Origin of the sequence: Actinophytocola sp. (assembly GCF_045807065.1) — a bacterium.
Lineage (GTDB): Bacteria > Actinomycetota > Actinomycetes > Mycobacteriales > Pseudonocardiaceae > Actinophytocola.
In genome coordinates this window covers 1-17,421 of sequence record NZ_JBJMIE010000197.1, presented here as the reverse complement: position 1 = coordinate 17,421, position 17,421 = coordinate 1, and the positions used below count along the sequence as shown (strand labels likewise).

The window sequence follows — 17,421 nt, the reverse complement described above, 5'->3', positions numbered from 1 at the left end:
CGCCGTCCTGGAGGCACTTCTTAACAAGGACATTGTGACGCGTTCAGCTGCACTAGCAGAAGAACTCAATGAAAGCATCCGCACCTACGTTCCAAACCAGAGCTTTTCTCGGGCTTTAGAGATATTGACTAATACTCATGTCTGCGTGATCGCTGGCCTTCCAGGGATCGGAAAGACAACACTAGCAAGAGTACTTGCCGCTCAACATCTCGCAACTGGATACGAGTTAATTGAAGTATCGGAGGATGTCGACGAAGTAAATCGACTATGGAATCCCGATAAACCGCAGCTATTTTACTACGATGACTTCCTGGGGCAGACAGACCACCCTAGCAGACAAACTAAATAAAAACGAAGATAGTCGGCTTCTATCGGTTATGCGCAGAGTCCAACAAACGGTTCGCCCTGACAACGAGGGAGTACATCCTCGCACAGGCTCGTCAAAATTATTCCCGGCTCTCCATGCATGACTTCAATATCATGACATGCGTCCTTGATCTGTCAGATTACACCAAAGTTATTCGAGCAGAGATACTTTACAATCATGTGTTCTATGCAGATCTTCCTTCAGCCGTGAAGAAAGAGTTCTCAAGGTCTTCAGTTTACCGGGATATTGTTCTTCATCCTAATTTCAACCCCCGGATCATCGCTCAAAGTTTGGAACTCGCCTACGCCAATGATCCCAAGGATGTCGTCAACACGGTTTTGAACAACCTACAAAGCCCGCGTGCACTTTGGGAGCATATCGTCGAGTACGAGCTTGAGGACGCCGCGATTCACGTCTTGCTGGTCTTGTTCACATTTGCAGGAAGCGTCACCATCGAAACTCTAGAGGAAGCATGGTACGCGTATTGCGCAACATTGCATCTGAGCGATGAACCTCGTGAATTTCGTAAGGCATTGGATACTCTCGAAGATACAATGATACGAATCACACCACGACACAATGGAGTCTTTTTAAGCTACCACAATCCATCGATACGCGATTATATGCATGAATACGTAGCCGGCCAGCATGCCACGGTGAAGCACCTACTTGCCAGCGTAACGAAATTTAGTCGAATAGCCAATCTGTGGACGCTAGCAAATGGTTGGAAAGGCGCTGAACTCCTCGCGCAGCTCTCACGCAATTCAACCTTAGTCGAAGCTGGCATAATTCGGCTTTTCGACCAACATGACGAACAGGATCTGTCGGACTGGACATGGAGGGCGACGATTGCTCTACGAATATCTTCAATGTTAGATCTGGACGGCGTTGTCCAAGTAGTGATGAACAAGTTTGCAGGCAACTGGACCGAAGAAATTTGGGACCGTCGAGACCTTGTTTCGGTTGTTCAGGCCGTGGCGATCTGTAAGCATCCTGTCGCTTGCCGAGAACGGGAACGAATCGTCACTCAAGCAGCCAACTGGCTTACCAACGATCTTTCCACTTGGGAAGATGCTACCGATGCTCAGCAACTTCTCGACGAACTCGGTATCGCACCTTACTGGGCATTGACTAATGTCGAATACAGCATCGACCGGCTGATCGAGGAAGAAATGGATGCATGGGTACACGGCAGCCGAAAGGATATCAACTGGAGGGAACTAGAGGAAATGGTCGATATAATCGATGCGAAATACGAGACGCCAGATTCAGTGTTTCCCGGATACTCCAAGGCCGTCCAAGCTCTTGAACACCACAAAAACACCCTTGACGTGCCCAAGAACATCATGTGGGCTGAAGAAGAGCTCGATCAAACGTACGAAGATGACGAGAACGACATACGAAACATCATGCGCCATCTAGCGATTGATTAGTCCACGCGTATTCACACCTAGTCACAGATCAAGCCATAGCTTCTGCAGCTCGCTCCCCTCGTTGTGTAACGACTGCTCGGCGTCCTCGACTGACCATTACAAGCCCCTCTTTTCTGTGCACCTTCACCGCGCGTTGCACCGTGTTGGCCACCACGCCGTAGCGATCGGCGAGAGCCTCGAAAGCCGGGAGCCTTTCGCCAGGTTTGAGCGCTCCGCATGTGATCGCTCCACGCAGGTCGGCGGCTATGCGCTGGTAGTGCTTATCCTCGATTGGTTGGATTGTGGCCCTGAACGAACCAGCCGGATCGAGCGCTACCGGCAACTCCGGCAAGCGCGTCGACAAGGTGCCCGCCGCACGCTGGTCAGCCTCGGATTTCCATGCGCTGTAGAACCGGAGCGTGGTCGAACCTCCGCCTCCGTGGCCCAGTCGCCCACCGACAGTCGTTACGTCGACTCCGGCGGAGATCAGTTCCGTTGCCGAGTAGTGGCGGAGTTGGTGGATGTGCATGTCCCATTGGAGGGGCTTGCGGGCACACATGCGCGCGTAGCGCTGGCTCACCGAGTCCGGCTTGAGCCAGGTGCTGCCATCCGGAGAGCTGGAGAAGATCCGCGCCTTTCCTGGCATGTCGTCGATGCCTGCGCGCTCCGCACAGTGGCGCTTGTAGGCCGCCAGGAGGGCCACTGTCGCGTCGTCGAGGGTGATGCGGCGTTGCTGGTGGGTCTTGGTGTCCTTCTCCCACGTGCGACCGCCTCGCTGCGCGATGCTCGATTCGATCGACAGAGTGCCAGCACCCTCCTTGAGGGTGGCGCGCTCCCACGTCAGGGCGCACAGCTCACCTCGGCGTGCTCCGGTGACCATCGCGAGCCATACGAGCATGCCCCAATCGATGTCGGCGAACGCGACGCTCACGATCTGTGCGGCCTGGTCGGTGGTCGGTGGCTTCGGCTCGGGTCGTGCTGCCGGTAGCGGGTCAGCCTGCTCGAACGGGTTCACGCCGAACCAACGCCAGCGCACGCCGCGCTTGCCAGCACCCATCAGCACGGCGTGGATCTTGCGGAGGCTGCCGTTAGCGAGGCCCTTGCACTCATGTGGCCTGCACTTCTCGTTGCACTCGTGGTCGTGGTTCGTGCGGTGCTCGATGTACTTGCGGCCTCGGTAGTGCGCCCGACATCTCCGGCACTCCTTGTAGAACGAGTCGAGGAGTTCGCCGTTGATCTTTCCTATCGACAGGTCGCCGATCAGCGGGCGGATGTGGTTCCGCGCCAGCGACTCGTAGTTCTCCTGCGTGTTCGCTTCCGCCTTCAGCAGCTCGAAGTAGCGGTCGAGTAGCTGGTTGACCGTCGCCTTCGTGCGCGCGTTGCGGCGCTCGTCGACTTCGGCGAGCATCCGGGTGCGGGCCTTCTCGGCGAGATTGGCCGCATTCGGACCGGCAGGGATCACGTCAGACAGGTAGTGGCGTTCGCCACTGACCGGGTCGATACCCGCATAAACCCTCACGCGGAGTGACCCACTGGGCAGTGTGTCGATCGCGCCTCGGACGCGCTTCTGCGGCTTCGCTCGGCTGGCCATGACAAAAGCGTAAGCCCGGTTCGCGTCACATCTGATGTCACGCGAACCGGGCTTACCGGTGCTACAGGCCCTCTGACCTGGAGCCGCCTAAGGGAATCGAACCCTTGACCTGCTCATTACGAGTGAGCCGCTCTGGCCGACTGAGCTAAGGCGGCGAGACGAGTCATAGTGTAGCTGGGCGGGACGGCGTCACTCGCGGGGGCTGGGCTCGTTATCAGCTCGCCGGTGCTGTGGAGGTGGGTAAAGCATGCGCGGACGGTTGTTGGTCGCGACGGCGGTGGGGCTTGCTGGGCTGGTGGTGGGCTTCTCCGCGGCTCCTGCCGTTGCGCAGCCGACTACGCCGATCCCGACGCCGGCCGATTCCGCGTCGCCCGGGATGTCGTCGCCTGTTGGGGTTGTGCCGGCCGGGCACGCGGTCGGGGACGCCGGGACCGGGCTTGGGATTCTGCGGATCCTGCCCAACTCGGTGCCTACCAAGGCGATCCAGCCCGGGGACGAGGACAAGCTGCCCAAGCAGTCGGCCGCCGAGTTGGGGTTCGGGCTCGCCTCGGCGCAGGCCAACTCCGAGGCGTACCTCACGTTCGAGCGGTCCGTCGCGCAGGCGGCGCCCGGTGGGATCGCCGTGCAGGGTGGGAGTCCGCAGGCGCCCGGGGCGCTGTCGCAGACCGCCTCGCCGGACAACCCGCAGCCGGTGCACGGTGGGCTGTCGTTGCCGTCCACGCCGCTTGACTCGCTGGTGCGGGCCACCGCGCTCCAGGGGCAGGTGCACGCCCGGTGGAGTGACACGGACGGACCGTGTGTCGACCCGATCGCGGACGCGACCACGGAGGTCGCGAGCCTGTCGCTGCTGAACGCGATCCCCACGCTGCCCTCGACCAACGACCTGACCGGGGTGTTCGACTCGCCCCTCGACCCGGGCGCCGACCAGGCGATCATCGACGGGTTGAAGAAGCTCGCCGGGCCGTTGAGCACGCTCGGCGGTGTGCTGTCCGGGGGCTCGAAACCGGCCGCGAACGGCGCCGGGTCGCTGGTGAGCCTGCCGAACACGCTGTCCGCGCGGTCGGTCGTGCGGCTGGTCGACATCCCTGGCTCGGCGAACAAGGCGGTGCAGTCGACGTCGACCATGCAGGTCGCGAACCTGACGTTGCTCGCGGGGACGCCGTTCGAGGTCCAGATCCGGGTGGTCAGCCAGCCGACGCTGCAGGTCACCTCCACGGGTGACCCGGCGACGTCGAGTGTGCGGTACACGGCGCCGGTCCTGGCCGTCTCGCAGGGCGGGAAGAGCCTCGGACAGCTGGACGCGGCGAACCCGAAGCTGGACATCCCGATCGGGATCCCGCTCGCGCCCGGTGCGCCGAACCTGCCGATCATCGGTGACCTGCTGGCGAACGGGCAGCAGGTGACGGCGGCGCTGCAGCGGCTCGACCTGGGCGTGATCCGGCTCGGGGTGGCGCAGCTCGACCAACGCGGGACGGCGATGACGTCGCCGTTCCAGGGTTACCAGCTGGGGGCGACCGCGCGGATGCTGGACCTGCAGGTGCTGCCGACGCAGGCGCTGGGGTTGCCGAACCTCCCGTCGGCGCTGGCGCAGGTGGCGCTGGGTGAGCAGGTGGCGCGGGCGTACGCGCCGACGGGCGGGGTGTTGTGCCGCACGGTGGAGCAGCCGACGCAGCCGCCGGCCCCCAACCCGCAGGGCCGGGCACCGATGCAGCTCGCCTACACGACGTCGGCCTACAAGACGATCCCGCTGTTCTGGACGGGGACCGCGATGCTGCTGATCGGTGTGGTGCTGGTGGCCGCGATGCCGCGGCTGCGCACCTACGTGCCCGTCGGCGCCGGCGAGGTGGACGGGGACGACGGACCGGAGCCGGCGCCAGCGGACGCGGATACCGGAGGAGCTGAAGCAGCGCCGGAGGCCGCGAAGGAGCCCGGCTCCGCGGAGCCGGGCTCCGCGGACGCGGATGCCGGGCGAGCTGAGGCAGCGGCGGATGCGCCGGAGGTCGCGAAGGAGTCGAACTCGGCTGAGCCGGGCTCAACCGAGGCGGATGCCGAACGGGCTGGCGTGGCGGCGCAGGCATCGGGAGTCGCTGACGAGGCGAACTCTGCGGGCCAGGCCGACGCTGCGGAGGCACCCGCGGCTGCCCAGGACGGTGTGCCCGCTGAAGAGGGCGCGGACGACGCGACCGACGCTTCAGCCGAGAAGACGGCGACCGACGATGACACCACCGCACCGAACGCGAAGGCCACCCGCGAAGAGGAGCAAGACTGACGGCACGGGTGCGCTCCCGACAGCGGAGCGCACCCCCCAGTGGTGGCGCGCGTAGGTGAACCCCTGCAATTTCCGGGGCCGGAGGCGTCAGCCGTAGTGCAGGGTCATCAGCATTGCTTCTATGGCGATCCTGGGCTTCACGTTCAGTTCCATTGCCTCGCGGCAGGCCAGGACTGCTTCCAGGCGGCGCAGTGTTGACTCCGGTGTCCACATGGCCGCGGCCTGTGTTGTGTCGCGTTCGCGGTCCGGGTGGGTCAGGGTTGCCTGGCCGCCGGAGGAGAGGACCAGTACGTCGCGGTAGAAGCCCGCGAGGTCGACCAGGGCCAGGTCGATCGCGTCGCGTTGGGTTCTGGTGGCTCGGCTTTTCTGGCGGCGTTCCAGTTCCTTGATGGCCGCCGCGCTGCCTCGGGTGGCTGTGGCCGTGCCCTTTCCGGTGCCGCCGTGGCCCATGGCGGTCTTCAGAGCGTCCTTCTCCGCCTCGTCGCGGGTGCCGCTCACCTCGTTGGCGTCTGCCTCCGCGGCCTTCACCAGGTCGTCGGCGCAGTCGAACACGTCGGACATGCGTTTCAGGCTCAGTGGGATCCGCAGCACCGACTCGCGGCGGGCGCGGGCCGCGTCGTCCGTGGCAAGGCGGCGGGCTCTGCCCACGTGGCCGCCGCACACGGAGGCCGCCCACGTCGCCATCGGCGGCTCTATGCCGTCGCGGGTCTGCAGGACCTCGGCGATCGCCGAGGGGGCCGGGGTGCGCAGGGCCAGGTGGCGGCACCTCGAGCGGATGGTCACCGGGACGTCTTCCGGGTGGTCCGACGGGGCCGCCAGCAGGAACACGGTGCGTTCCGGCGGTTCTTCCACCGCCTTCAGCAACGCGTTGGCCGCGCCCTCGGTCAGGCGGTCGGCGTCCGTGATGATGACCACCTGCCAGCGGGCGCCCGTGGGGCGGCGGGCCGCGATCTGCACCAGCGCGCGCATCTCCGCCACGGAGATGGACAGGCCCTCGGGGACGACCACGTGCACGTCCGCGTGCGTGCCGGCCATCGCCGTCCGGCAGCCCGGGCAGGAGCCGCAGCCCACTCCCGTCTCGCACTCGAGCGCGGCCGCGAACGCCTTTGCCGCCACCGAACGTCCCGAGCCCGGCGGGCCGGTGAACAGCCACGCGTGGGCCACCGCCGATGTCGAGCCGCCCGGGAACGTGCCGTCGACCATCGACGCCGCCACCGCGGCCGATGCCCTGAGCACCTCGACGGCCTCCGGCTGACCGACGACCTGCGACCACACGGTGCTCAACCCACAGCCTCCGTCCCTACTACCTCGCCGGGACCTCTACCGGTGCGAGGCTATCGCTCGGCAGGAGGCTGCCCTGCCGGCGGCCGGCCAACGAGGTCTGCACCGCGAGCCGCACACGCAGCGCCACCTGCTCGGGCGTGCCGTCCGCGTCGACCACCACGTACCGGTCCGGGTCGGCGGCGGCCATCTCGGTCAGCACCTTCTGCACCTGCCAGTGGTGCTCCGGCGGGCGGGAGCGCTCCGCGCCCAGGGTGTTCGGGTCGCGGTCCAGGAGGATCGTCACATCCGGGCGCAGGCGGGCGGTCGCCCAGTCCGCCAGGCCCTCCAGCTCGGCCGGGTCCAGGCCCGCGGCGGCGGACAGGTGGGCCAGCGGGCTGTCCACGAAGCGTTCCATCACGACCAGGGCGCCGCGATCCAGTGCCGGTCCGATCTGCCGTTCCACCAGGTCCGCGCGGACCGCCGCCGCCACCAGCGCGTGGGCCCGCGCGCCGGCCAGCTGGGCGCCGGCCAGGACGGACTGGAGGCGCTGGTCGTCCAGCGCCGGGTCGGTCGCCAGGAGGACTTCCTTCTGACCGGGGCGCTTCAGCCAGTCGGCCAGCAACTGCGCCTGCATCGACGTGTCGGCCACGGTGTCGCCCTCGACCGCGACCAGCAGGCCGGTCAGCCGGCGCGGCTTGCGGCGGATGGCGTTGAGCAGGTCGGCCAGGATCGGCTCGGTGCGCCGGTCGTCCATCTGCCGGTAGGCGATCATGCCGACGAAGGCGGCGATCAACCCCGCCGCCAGCAGGACCGGGCGCGAGCCGTCGATCCGCATCTGCCGGCCCCACACGGTGACGTCCTGCTCCTTCACCAGGCCGATGAGCAGCGGCGTCGCGGCCATCGCGGCGGCGAGGATGACCTTCATCAGCGACTGGTAGATGGCGTTGATCCGGCCGCGGATCGCGTCCTCGACCTGGGTGCCGATGATCGTCACGCCGGTCAGGAACGCCGCACCGGCACACGCGCCGACCACCATCACTGTGATCAGCGACACGATCAGGTGCGGGGACAGCGCCACCAGGACCAGCACGAGGCCGGCGAACACGATGGTGATGCCGAACAGCCGGTTGTGCGGCAGCCGCTGCGCGAGCTTCGGAGCACCCGCCATGCCGGTCGCGAGGCCGAGGAACATGGCGACGAACAGCAGGCCGAACGTCGACTCGCCACCGCGCAGGCTGTCCGCGTACATGCGTGCGGACCCGATCAGCGCACCGGCCGCCGCGAACGCGCCGACCATGCCGATCAGCAGGCCGCGGACGATCGGGGTGCTCCGGACGAACCGCGCCGCGTCGCGGGCCATCGCCACGAAGCCCTGCTTCTCGCCCGACTCCTTCTTCGCCGCCTTGTCGGCCTTGCGGCGTGCCTCGGCGAGCGGGGTGTCCCGCAGCGACAGCTCGGGGATGCGGGTCGCGATGAGGATCGCGCTGGTCAGGTACAGCAGGCCGTTGATGACCAGGATGATCTTGGCGATGCCGAGGCCGTCCGGGTCGGGCTGGATGTTCAGGTTCGTGGTGATGCCGGTGATCGCCGCGTACAGGCCGGCGCCGCTGATCACCGCGATGCCGTAGGTCATCACCAGGCCGAGCTGGTTCGCGGTCTCGACCTGGTCGGGGCGGCGCAGCAGGTTCGGCACCGCCGCGTCCTTCGACGGGATCCACAGCAACGCGCAGCAGCCGATGAAGAAGTTGCCGACGAACAGCCACAGCGGTGAGCCGATGACCGCGATCGACACGAACAACGCGCAGCGCAGCACGTCGCAGATCACCATGATCTTGCGGCGGTCGAAGCGGTCCGCGAGCAGGCCGCCGAGCGGCGCGAACAGCAGGCCGGGCAGCAGCTGGGTCAGCACGACGCCCGAGAAGGCGAAGCTCTCCGCCAGGTACCCCTCGGTCAGCTTGGAGACCAGGCCCGCCAACGCGAGCAGTGACAACCAGTCACCAATGCTACACAGATAGGTGACCCCCCACAGTCTGCGGAAGGCTCGAATCGCCAGCACACTCCGCGCACGGTGTGTGATGGAAGCGTTGGACGAAGCCGGCGCCCCCGCACCGGACTTCCATTCTGTACTCGCACCCCCGCTGATGCCAGCCACCCCATCTCCCACGGATCCCGCGCCCTTTCAGGGTAACCAGAACGCGCGGGTAACGTAGCGCGGCCAACCTGAGAGTGCTGAGGGTTCAGCCGAAGATGCTCGAGATCGCGTCGATCAGGCTCGCCAACATCACGATCACGAGAACTGCCATCACGATCAGTAGCAGTCCGACGGCCGCGAGGCCCGGGGACCACCTCCTGCGGGGTGGTCGGACCATTCGCGGTGGCGGGGCCTCCTCCGGCACCACGGGCATGCGGGCGGCGGGTGCCGGGATGCCGACCGGCGGCGTCGGCGCTGCCGCGTCGACCGGCGGCGCCACGCGCGGCCTGGGCGCCGGGGCGGGGGTCGCGCCGGGCAGGTGGACCCGCAGCTCGGAGTTCTCGTCGAGCACGGCCTCCATCGCCGTGCGAACGGCCTCGATGTCCGGCTTGGCGGGTTCGATGACGCGGATGCGGACCGCCTCCCCGTCGTACTTGCCGCCGGTCACGAGGCCGGACAAGGGGTCGTTCATCAGTGGTGGGGGACTGGGATCCTGGGTGCCGTCGTGGTTCCAGCTCGCCATGTCAACTCCCTGTGCGTGACTGTGCGCGTCCAGTACCAGACTAAGAGGCATCGGGACGAGGTGCGAGATAAACCTGACGCGCTGCGAGGCTGGTTCGAACGTCCGCCAGCAGCGGCTCGAAGAACGACTCGCGATAGTGCTGGTCAGTGGCGGCGGAGGCGGCGAAGTACACGCCGGAGAACGCGGCGAGGAACAGCGAGACCTGCACCAGCCCGGCGGACAGCGGCAGCTTCGCCCCGAACAGGGTGCCCTCCCGCCGCGCGGCGCCCGGCCCGAGCCACGAGTCGATCACCGTGGAGTCGACGGCGAGCGCGCCGAGTGCGATGAGCACGCAGAACACGAGCACGCTCAGTAGCAGGATCTGGAGCAGCTGTGCGACGAACAACACAAGGGTGATGTTCGCCCGCTCGCGGCGGCCCAGCGGCATCGACTCGATCGGCGGCCCGGCGACCGCCGCGGCGAGGGGTGTGTGGCGCAGCACGTTCGCCAGGTCGTCGACCTTGTCGTTCGCGACCCGGTCGATCATCTTGCGCAGCTCGTCGCTGAGGCGGGACGCCATGAACAGCACGCCCAGCAGCGCGAACAGGGCCACCACCAGCCACAACCGCCAGCGCGGCAGGGCGGCGGCGATCTGCCAGACCTCGGTGGCGAAGAACGAGAAGATCACGACGATCACGAGCAGCGGCAGCGCCGTGGTGGCCATCCGGCCGACGGTGCCCAGCTCGGCGACGGCCTTGCGCAGCCCCCAGGCGAGGATCGAGCCGGCACCGACCCACACGAAGAAGAGCATGAGCAACGTCACACCGACGTTGATCGCGAGCGACAGCCAGAGGTTGTCGCGGAGCCCCGACGACCAGTCGACGAGCGGCACGGCAAGCACGTTGAGCAGCAGCACGACCCGGGCCACCCACCAGCGACCGCGCCGGGGCAGCCGGCGCATCCACAGCGAGACGAGCCAGCCGGCCAGGACGGGTACGACAACCCCGGCGACGATGAGCGCGAGCAGCGGGAACACGTAGGCGGTGTTCGTCATGCGCCGCTGGAACTCCGCCTGCGGCACGTCCACCAGCCAGGTGACGAGCGTCGTGATCGGGTCGATGACCAGCAGGAACACCAGGGCGGGCACGGCACGCTGCAGCAGCCGCGACGCACGCTCGTCACTGCGGACGAACAGCGGCAGGCCCCTGCGGCGGAACCAGGCCTCGACGGCCCGCCGGTCGAACGCCGTGGGCTCGGGCGTGACGCGCTCGTGGCGGCCTGGCCGCCGCCTCGGCCACGCGGCTCTCCGCGCTGCCGACGGCGGGAACGGCAGCACCGGTATCTCGGTGGTGGGCATCTCCTCGACCCGCGCTCCCGTGGCCACGGGCCGGCCCCCACCGGCTACCAGTCCACCGACCACCGCTGCCCGTTCCGTCATCGAAGACCGATCAGTGATGACCGCCTCACTGGCGGTGGAGCGCTTGGCCGGGAACCAGCCGCCCCACGGCCCGGTGGCCGCTGCCCCGGGTGAAGCGAGCGTGCTCGGCACGCTGTCGCCGTTGTCCGCGCCCTCGACGGGGGCGCCCGAGAACCAGTCGCCCCACTCCTCGGAGGGCGGAGAAACCCCGTCCGGTGGGGACTCCGGAAGTGCCCGCCGGTCGGTTGCCGTATCCGTCGTTCCCGTGGTCGACGTCACTCGGGCCGGCTCGTTGCCCGTGGAGGCCGGTTCTGTTCGGTCGTCCGCCATGTCGTCTCCCGATCCCCCGTTCGGATGATGGGGGAACGGTAGTCGGTCAGGACTTGGACTTGGCCGGGGCCTTCTTCGCCGGCGCCTTCTTCGGGGCGGTCTTCGCGGTGGTCTTGCGGGTCGTCGTGCGCTTCGGGGCCGGGCCCTTGGCGCGCTTCTCCGCGAGCAGCTCGGCCGCGCGCTCGTCCGTCAGGGTCTCCACGGTGTCGGACTTGCGCAGGGACGCGTTGAACTCGCCGTCCGTCACGTACGGGCCGAAGCGGCCGTCCTTCACCACCATCGGCTTGCCGGAGACCGGGTCGTTGCCCAGCTCCTTCAGCGGCGGCGCCGACGCCGCGGCCTGGCGACCGCGCCGCTTGGGCTCGGCGTACAGCTTCAGCGCCTCGTCCAGCGTGACCGTGAAGAGTGCGTCCTCGGTGGCCAGCGACCGCGAGTCGGTGCCCTTCTTCAGGTACGGGCCGTAGCGGCCGTTCTGCGCGGTGATCTCCTCGCCGCTCGCCGGGTCTTTGCCGACCACGCGCGGCAGCGACAGCAGCTTGAGCGCGTCGTCCAGCGTCACCGACTCGATGGACATCGACTTGAACAGCGAACCCGTCCTCGGCTTGGCGGCCTTCTTCGCCTTGGCGTCCTCGGGCTCGGGCAGCAGCTCGGTCACGTACGGGCCGAAGCGGCCCTCCTTCGCGACGATCTCGTGGCCGGTCACCGGGTCGGTGCCGAGCGAGCGGCCCTCGACCGGCGTCGCGAACAGCTTCTCCGCGATCTCCAGCGTCAGCTCGTCCGGCGGCAGGTCCTCCGGCAGGTTCGCCCGCTGCGGGTTCGCCGCGCCGTCCGGGCCGTCGCCGTCGCGCTCCAGGTACGGGCCGTACCGGCCGACGCGGACGACGATCGGGCGGTTCTGCTCGTCGCTGAACAGCGGGATCGAGTTGATCTCCCGTGCGTCGATGGTGTCGACACCCGAGCCGACCAGCTTCTTGAGCCCGCCGTCGCGGCCGACCGAGCCCTCCGGACCGACGTCGCCGCCGAAGTAGAAGCCCGAGAGCCAGGTCGTGCGCTGCTGCTCCCCAGCGGCGATGCGGTCCAGCTCGTCTTCCATGGCCGCGGTGAAGTCGTAGTCCACCAGCCGGCCGAAGTGCCGTTCCAGCAGTCCGACCACCGAGAACGCGATCCAGGAGGGCACCAGCGCGGCGCCCTTCTTCCACACGTACCCGCGGTCCTGGATGGTGTTGATGATCGACGCGTACGTCGACGGGCGGCCGATGCCCAGGTCCTCCAGCGCCTTGACCAGGCTCGGTTCGGTGTAGCGCGGCGGCGGCGAGGTCGTGTGGCCGTCCGGGTTCAGCTCGGTCGCGGTCAGCGCCTGGTCCTTGGCCAGCTGCGGCAGGCGGCGCTCGGCGTCGTCGGCTTCGCCACCCGCCTCGGTGTCCACGGTCTCGACGTAGGCACGCAGGAAGCCGGGGAAGGTGATCGTGCGGCCGGACGCGGCGAACGTGCACTCCTCGCCGGACGTGGCCGTGCCGACGATGCGGACGCTCATGGTCGTGCCGCGCGCGTCGGCCATCTGGGAGGCGACCGTGCGCTGCCAGATCAGCTCGTACAGGCGGAACTCGTCGGTCTCCAGCTCCCCCGCGACCTGGCCGGGCGTGCGGAACACCTCGCCGGCGGGGCGGATGGCCTCGTGCGCCTCCTGGGCGTTCTTGACCTTCCGCGTGTACTGCCGGGGCTGCGGCGAGACGTACGCGTCGCCGTACAGCTCGCGGGCCTGCGCACGAGCCGCCGCGATCGCCGTCTCGGACAGCGTCGTGGAGTCGGTACGCATGTAGGTGATGTAGCCGTTCTCGTACAGCCGCTGCGCCACGCGCATCGTGCGGTCCGAGCCGAAGCGCAGCTTGCGGCCGGCCTCCTGCTGCAGCGTGGAGGTCATGAACGGCGGGTACGGGCGGCGGGTGTACGGCTTCTCCTCGACCGACGCGACCCGCATGCCCTGGCCGGTCAGCGCGTCGGCCAGGCGCCGGGCGTCGGCCTCGGCGAGGACCAGGGCGGTGTTCTTGAGCTGGCCGTCCGGGCCGAAGTCGCGGCCGGTGGCGAGCTTGTTCCCGTCGATCTGGACGAGCCGGGCACCGAAGTTGCGTGGTTCGGCGTCCGCGCCGGCGTCGAGCCTGGCGGAGATGTCCCAGTACGAGGCCGGGACGAACTTCATCCGCTCGCGCTCGCGGTCCACGACGATTCGCGTCGCGACGGACTGCACGCGACCCGCGGAAAGGCCGCGGGTGATCTTCTTCCAGAGGACCGGGCTGACCTCGTAGCCGTACAGGCGGTCAAGGATGCGGCGGGTCTCCTGCGCGTCGACCAGGTCCTGGTCGAGCGCACGGGTGTTCGCGGCGGCGGCGCGGATGGCCGGCTCGGTGATCTCGTGGAAGACCATCCGGCGGACCGGCACCTTCGGCTTGAGCGCCTCCAGCAGGTGCCACGCGATGGCCTCGCCCTCGCGGTCACCGTCTGTGGCGAGGTAGAGCTCGTCGACCGTCTTCAGCGCTTCCTTCAGCTCCGTGACGGTGGCCTTCTTGTCCGGCGTGACGATGTAGATGGGCTCGAAGCCGTTGTCGACGTTGACGCCGAGGTTGGACCAGGACTCGCCCTTGTACTTGGCCGGCACCTCGGCCGCCTTGCGGGGCAGGTCGCGGATGTGGCCTCGAGAGGACTCCACGACGAAGTTCCGGCCGAGGTAGGAGGCGATCTTCTTCGCCTTCGCAGGCGACTCCACGATCACCAACCGCCGCGGCTCGGCACCCGCCGACCCGGTTCTCTTCGTCCCGTTAGACCCTGCCACGCCGTCCCGCTTCCCAGTCCGAGCTTTGTTCTCAGCTCGCTAGTGTGCACGTTGCACACCGTGATACCTACCCCCAGGTGCCACGCGGCACACTTCGCGCAGCTTGCGAAGCGGACCACCGAGCATTTTCGCCGCGTTGGCCCGATCTGTTACCTGGGTAGCACGGTTACGCGCTTTCGCGCACCCCGGATACCGCCGGCCAGTGCTCCTCCGCGTCCCCCGACGGCGGCCTGCCGACCAGTTCGGCGAGCCTGCGGAGCCGGCGCCGGCCGGAAATGCGCAGGCCCGTCCCCTGCAGGGTAGCGGGCAGCCCGGCGTTGCCGAGCGCCCCTCTCACGGTGTCATACGTGTCGGGCGCCTCGGGATCCAGGCCGAGCAGATAACTCGTACCCAGCCAACTCCCGGCGGCGAGCACCCACAGTCGTAACGCTCCGCCATCGAGGGACAGTCCGGAGGGGGCGAACTTCTCGCCCTCCTTGGTCCACTCCTCGGCGAGCGACAGCAAGTCGGCGCGGAAAGCGGTGCGCACGCCGTGCAGGCCCTCGTCGGTGACCGTCGGGGTCGTCTCGATGCCGCGTTCGGCCAGTGCCAGCCGGACCGCCCGCACGCGCCAGCGGGCATCCAGCGGCAGCGTCAGCCGCGCGGCGGTCCTGGCGAACTCGGCCAGCTGGCCCTGGCAGCACAGCAGACCGGCGAGGTCACCGGCATGGGGCTGGTTGGCCTCGGCGGAGTAGAACGAGAGCTGCGCCACCCGGCCAAGGATAGAACACCCGTTCGATCTGGGCCAGCCGCGACGCGCCGAAAATGACCATGGGCCCGGCGCGCGGCCGGGCCCATGGCGCCACTCAGCTGACGTCCCTGGTCAGGACGTCGGGGACGACGCGGCGTCCTCCAGCTGCTTGCAGCTGTCCGCCTTGTTGTAGGCGTCGTTGAGCTCCTTGTTGTTGGAGAAGCTCTTCGTCGGATCCATGTCGCTCAGCGCGGAGAGGTCCTGCGTGGCCGAGGAGGCCGCGGCCTGGAACGCGGTGGGGTCGTTGACCGGCGCCGCGTCGATCTTCGACTTGGCGCTGGTCACCGCACTCTTGGCGGTGGAGATCTGGTTGAGGAAGTCCTTGACCGCGTCCCCACCACCGTCGACCGGCGGGTCGCCGGCGTCCTGGACGGCACTGGCCATGCCGTCGAGCGACGTCTCGAGCTTGCTCAGGTAGGCCACCAGGCCGTCCTTGGCCGCCTGCGGGCTGCTCTGGTCGATGGTCGGCTGGTTGGTCAACGCGGCGACGTCGTCCTTCATGCCCGAGCACACCTTGTCGGCCCAGGCGACCGCGCCACCGCTGTCGCTGCCGCCCGAGTCCGAGCTGCTCGTGTTGGAGGCGGTGCCGGAGCTGCCGCCGTTGTCGTTGCCGCTGTCGCCGCAGCTGGTCATGGTGAGCGCCAGCAACGCCGCCACGACTCCCGTGGTCAGCTTCTTCATGGACGTCCTTTTCGTTGGTTGTTCCGCGGTCACGACGCGCCGTTGGCCACGGCCTCCGCGGGGTTCTCGGCGATCGCCGTGCCGCGCCGCTTGGACACGAACACGGCGGCGACGATGAGGATCACCGCGACGACCGCGATGACGATCCGCACGGCGTCGTTGTCGTTGTCGCCGACGGACAGTGACACGATGGCCGGGGCGATCAGCAGCGAGACCAGGTTCATCACCTTGATCAGCGGGTTGATGGCCGGGCCCGCGGTGTCCTTGAACGGGTCACCCACAGTGTCGCCGATGACGGTCGCGGCGTGAGCCTCGGAGCCCTTGCCGCCGTGGTTGCCATCCTCGACCAGCTTCTTCGCGTTGTCCCAGGCGCCACCGGAGTTGGCCAGGAAGACCGCCATCAGGGTGCCGCAGGCGATGGCGCCGGCCAGGTAGCCGGCCAGCGGACCGGTGCCGAGGCCGAAGCCGACCGCGATCGGCGCCAGGACCGCGAGCAGCCCCGGAGTGGCCAGCTCACGCAGCGAGTCGCGGGTGACCATGTCCACCACGCGGCCGTACTCCGGGCGCACGGTGCCTTCCATGATGCCGGGGTTCTCGTGGAACTGCCGCCGCACCTCGTACACGACCGCACCGGCGGCCCGGGACACGGCGTTGACCGCGAGGCCGGAGAACATGAACACGACAGCGGCGCCGATGACCACGCCGACCAGCACGTTCGGGCTGAACACCAGGCCGACGAACGCCTTGCCGTCGGGGTCGCTGGAGGCGAACAGGTCCGAGTTCGAGAGCTTCGCCAGCGCGTCGCCGGACAGGTTGAGCGCGTCGCCGAACGCCTCGCGGATCGCGTTGATGTACGAGCCGAACAGCGCGGTCGCGGCGAGCACGGCGGTCGCGATGGCGATGCCCTTGGTGATCGCCTTGGTGGTGTTGCCCACCGCGTCGAGCTCGGTCAGGATCGCCGAGCCCTCACCCTCGACGTCGCCGGACATCTCGGCGATGCCCTGCGCGTTGTCCGAGACCGGGCCGAAGGTGTCCATGGCCACGATGACGCCGACGGTGGTGAGCAGGCCGGTACCGGCCAGCGCCACGCAGAACAGCGCCACGAACAGCGAGCCGGACAGCAGGAACGCGCCGTACACGGCCGCGCCGATGACCACCGCCGTGTAGACCGCGGACTCGAAGCCGACCGAGATGCCGGACAGGATCACGGTCGCGGCGCCGGTCAGCGAGGACTTGCCGACGTCCTTGACCGGCTTGTACTCGGTGCCGGTGAAGTAGCCGGTCAGCCAGAGGATGATGCCGGCCAGCACGATGCCGATGATCACGGCGACGGTCGCGATGACCGCCGGGCTGCCGGCGATGTCGGCTTCGGCTGCGCCGTCCAGGTCGGAGAACGAGTTCGGCAGGAAGATGAACGCGGCGGCCGTGCACAGCACCGCCGACAGCACGGCCGACATGTAGAAGGCCTTGTTGATCGAGGTCAGGCCGCTCTCGCCGACCTTGGCACGGGTCAGGTAGACGCCGACCACGGCCGTGATGGCACCGAGCGCCGGGACGATCAGCGGGAACAGCAGGCCCTGCGCGCCGAACGCGGTGGAGCCCAGGATCAGCGCGGCGACCAGGGTCACGGCGTAGGACTCGAACAGGTCCGCGGCCATGCCGGCACAGTCGCCCACGTTGTCACCGACGTTGTCGGCGATGGTGGCGGCGTTGCGCGGGTCGTCCTCGGGGATGCCCTGCTCGACCTTGCCGACCAGGTCAGCGCCCACGTCGGCGGCCTT

12 protein-coding genes, 1 tRNA gene and 1 pseudogene are annotated in these 17,421 nt (G+C 67.8%); 4 read left to right on the top strand and 10 right to left on the bottom strand.

The window, feature by feature from the left end:
* The 3 genes and pseudogenes from ACJ73U_RS11470 to ACJ73U_RS11460 form a co-directional block, all read left to right on the top strand.
* Positions 1-349: hypothetical protein (locus ACJ73U_RS11470; protein WP_407777552.1), on the top strand; the 349-nt coding region annotated here is incomplete at its 5' end.
* Positions 346-537: pseudogene (locus ACJ73U_RS11465) on the top strand (hypothetical protein); the annotation flags it as partial. The gene ACJ73U_RS11470 and the pseudogene ACJ73U_RS11465, both read left to right, overlap by 4 nt.
* A 36-nt stretch (positions 538-573) precedes the next feature.
* Positions 574-1,800, top strand: a complete 1,227-nt coding sequence (locus ACJ73U_RS11460) for a hypothetical protein (RefSeq protein WP_407777551.1) — start codon at positions 574-576, stop codon at positions 1,798-1,800.
* Positions 1,801-1,828: 28 nt separating this feature from the next.
* Here ACJ73U_RS11460 and ACJ73U_RS11455 read toward each other — a convergent pair whose 3' ends face one another.
* Complete coding sequence (locus tag ACJ73U_RS11455) at positions 1,829-3,370, bottom strand: tyrosine-type recombinase/integrase (protein ID WP_407777550.1); 1,542 nt, start codon at positions 3,368-3,370, stop codon at positions 1,829-1,831.
* Between the two features lie 78 nt (positions 3,371-3,448).
* Positions 3,449-3,525: transfer RNA gene (locus ACJ73U_RS11450), tRNA-Thr, on the bottom strand.
* Positions 3,526-3,617: 92 nt separating this feature from the next.
* Here ACJ73U_RS11450 and ACJ73U_RS11445 point away from each other — a divergent pair.
* On the top strand, positions 3,618-5,639 hold the full coding sequence (locus ACJ73U_RS11445; RefSeq protein ID WP_407777549.1) for a hypothetical protein: 2,022 nt from the start codon (positions 3,618-3,620) through the stop codon (positions 5,637-5,639).
* An 87-nt stretch (positions 5,640-5,726) separates the two neighbouring features.
* Here ACJ73U_RS11445 and ACJ73U_RS11440 read toward each other — a convergent pair whose 3' ends face one another.
* From ACJ73U_RS11440 to ACJ73U_RS11405, 8 genes are all read right to left on the bottom strand, one after another.
* The gene (locus ACJ73U_RS11440; RefSeq protein WP_407777548.1) at positions 5,727-6,923 is read right to left on the bottom strand and encodes a DNA polymerase III subunit delta'; all 1,197 of its coding nucleotides are present in this window, start codon (positions 6,921-6,923) and stop codon (positions 5,727-5,729) included.
* A 19-nt stretch (positions 6,924-6,942) separates the two neighbouring features.
* Positions 6,943-9,054 carry a bifunctional MFS transporter/dTMP kinase gene (locus ACJ73U_RS11435; RefSeq protein ID WP_407777547.1) on the bottom strand — a complete coding sequence of 704 codons (2,112 nt, stop codon included), beginning with the start codon at positions 9,052-9,054 and terminating at the stop codon, positions 6,943-6,945.
* Positions 9,055-9,139: 85 nt separating this feature from the next.
* Entirely contained in the window at positions 9,140-9,616 is a 477-nt protein-coding gene (locus ACJ73U_RS11430) for a hypothetical protein (protein ID WP_407777546.1), read from the bottom strand.
* Between the two features lie 40 nt (positions 9,617-9,656).
* Positions 9,657-11,342, bottom strand: coding sequence for a hypothetical protein (locus tag ACJ73U_RS11425; protein ID WP_407777545.1), 1,686 nt, complete (start codon positions 11,340-11,342; stop codon positions 9,657-9,659).
* Between the two features lie 46 nt (positions 11,343-11,388).
* Complete coding sequence (topA, locus tag ACJ73U_RS11420; protein WP_407777544.1) at positions 11,389-14,169, bottom strand: type I DNA topoisomerase; 2,781 nt, start codon at positions 14,167-14,169, stop codon at positions 11,389-11,391.
* A gap of 166 nt (positions 14,170-14,335) precedes the next feature.
* Positions 14,336-14,920: a hypothetical protein gene (locus ACJ73U_RS11415; protein WP_407777543.1), complete on the bottom strand. Its 585-nt coding sequence runs from the start codon at positions 14,918-14,920 to the stop codon at positions 14,336-14,338.
* Between the two features lie 111 nt (positions 14,921-15,031).
* On the bottom strand, positions 15,032-15,640 hold the full coding sequence (locus tag ACJ73U_RS11410) for a hypothetical protein (RefSeq protein ID WP_407777542.1): 609 nt from the start codon (positions 15,638-15,640) through the stop codon (positions 15,032-15,034).
* Between the two features lie 29 nt (positions 15,641-15,669).
* Positions 15,670-17,421 (bottom strand): sodium-translocating pyrophosphatase (locus tag ACJ73U_RS11405; protein ID WP_407777541.1); only part of this gene is annotated, 1,752 nt, incomplete at its 5' end.

What these genes read in the sequence shown, in the direction of transcription:
- ACJ73U_RS11430 (WP_407777546.1), bottom strand. Translation starts at nt 9,616, where the DNA reads ATGGCGAGCTGGAACCACGACGGCACCCAGGATCCCAGTCCCCCACCA.
- ACJ73U_RS11425 (WP_407777545.1), bottom strand. Translation starts at nt 11,342, where the DNA reads ATGGCGGACGACCGAACAGAACCGGCCTCCACGGGCAACGAGCCGGCC.
- ACJ73U_RS11445 (WP_407777549.1), top strand. Translation starts at nt 3,618, where the DNA reads ATGCGCGGACGGTTGTTGGTCGCGACGGCGGTGGGGCTTGCTGGGCTG.
- ACJ73U_RS11455 (WP_407777550.1), bottom strand. Translation starts at nt 3,370, where the DNA reads ATGGCCAGCCGAGCGAAGCCGCAGAAGCGCGTCCGAGGCGCGATCGAC.
- ACJ73U_RS11410 (WP_407777542.1), bottom strand. Translation starts at nt 15,640, where the DNA reads ATGAAGAAGCTGACCACGGGAGTCGTGGCGGCGTTGCTGGCGCTCACC.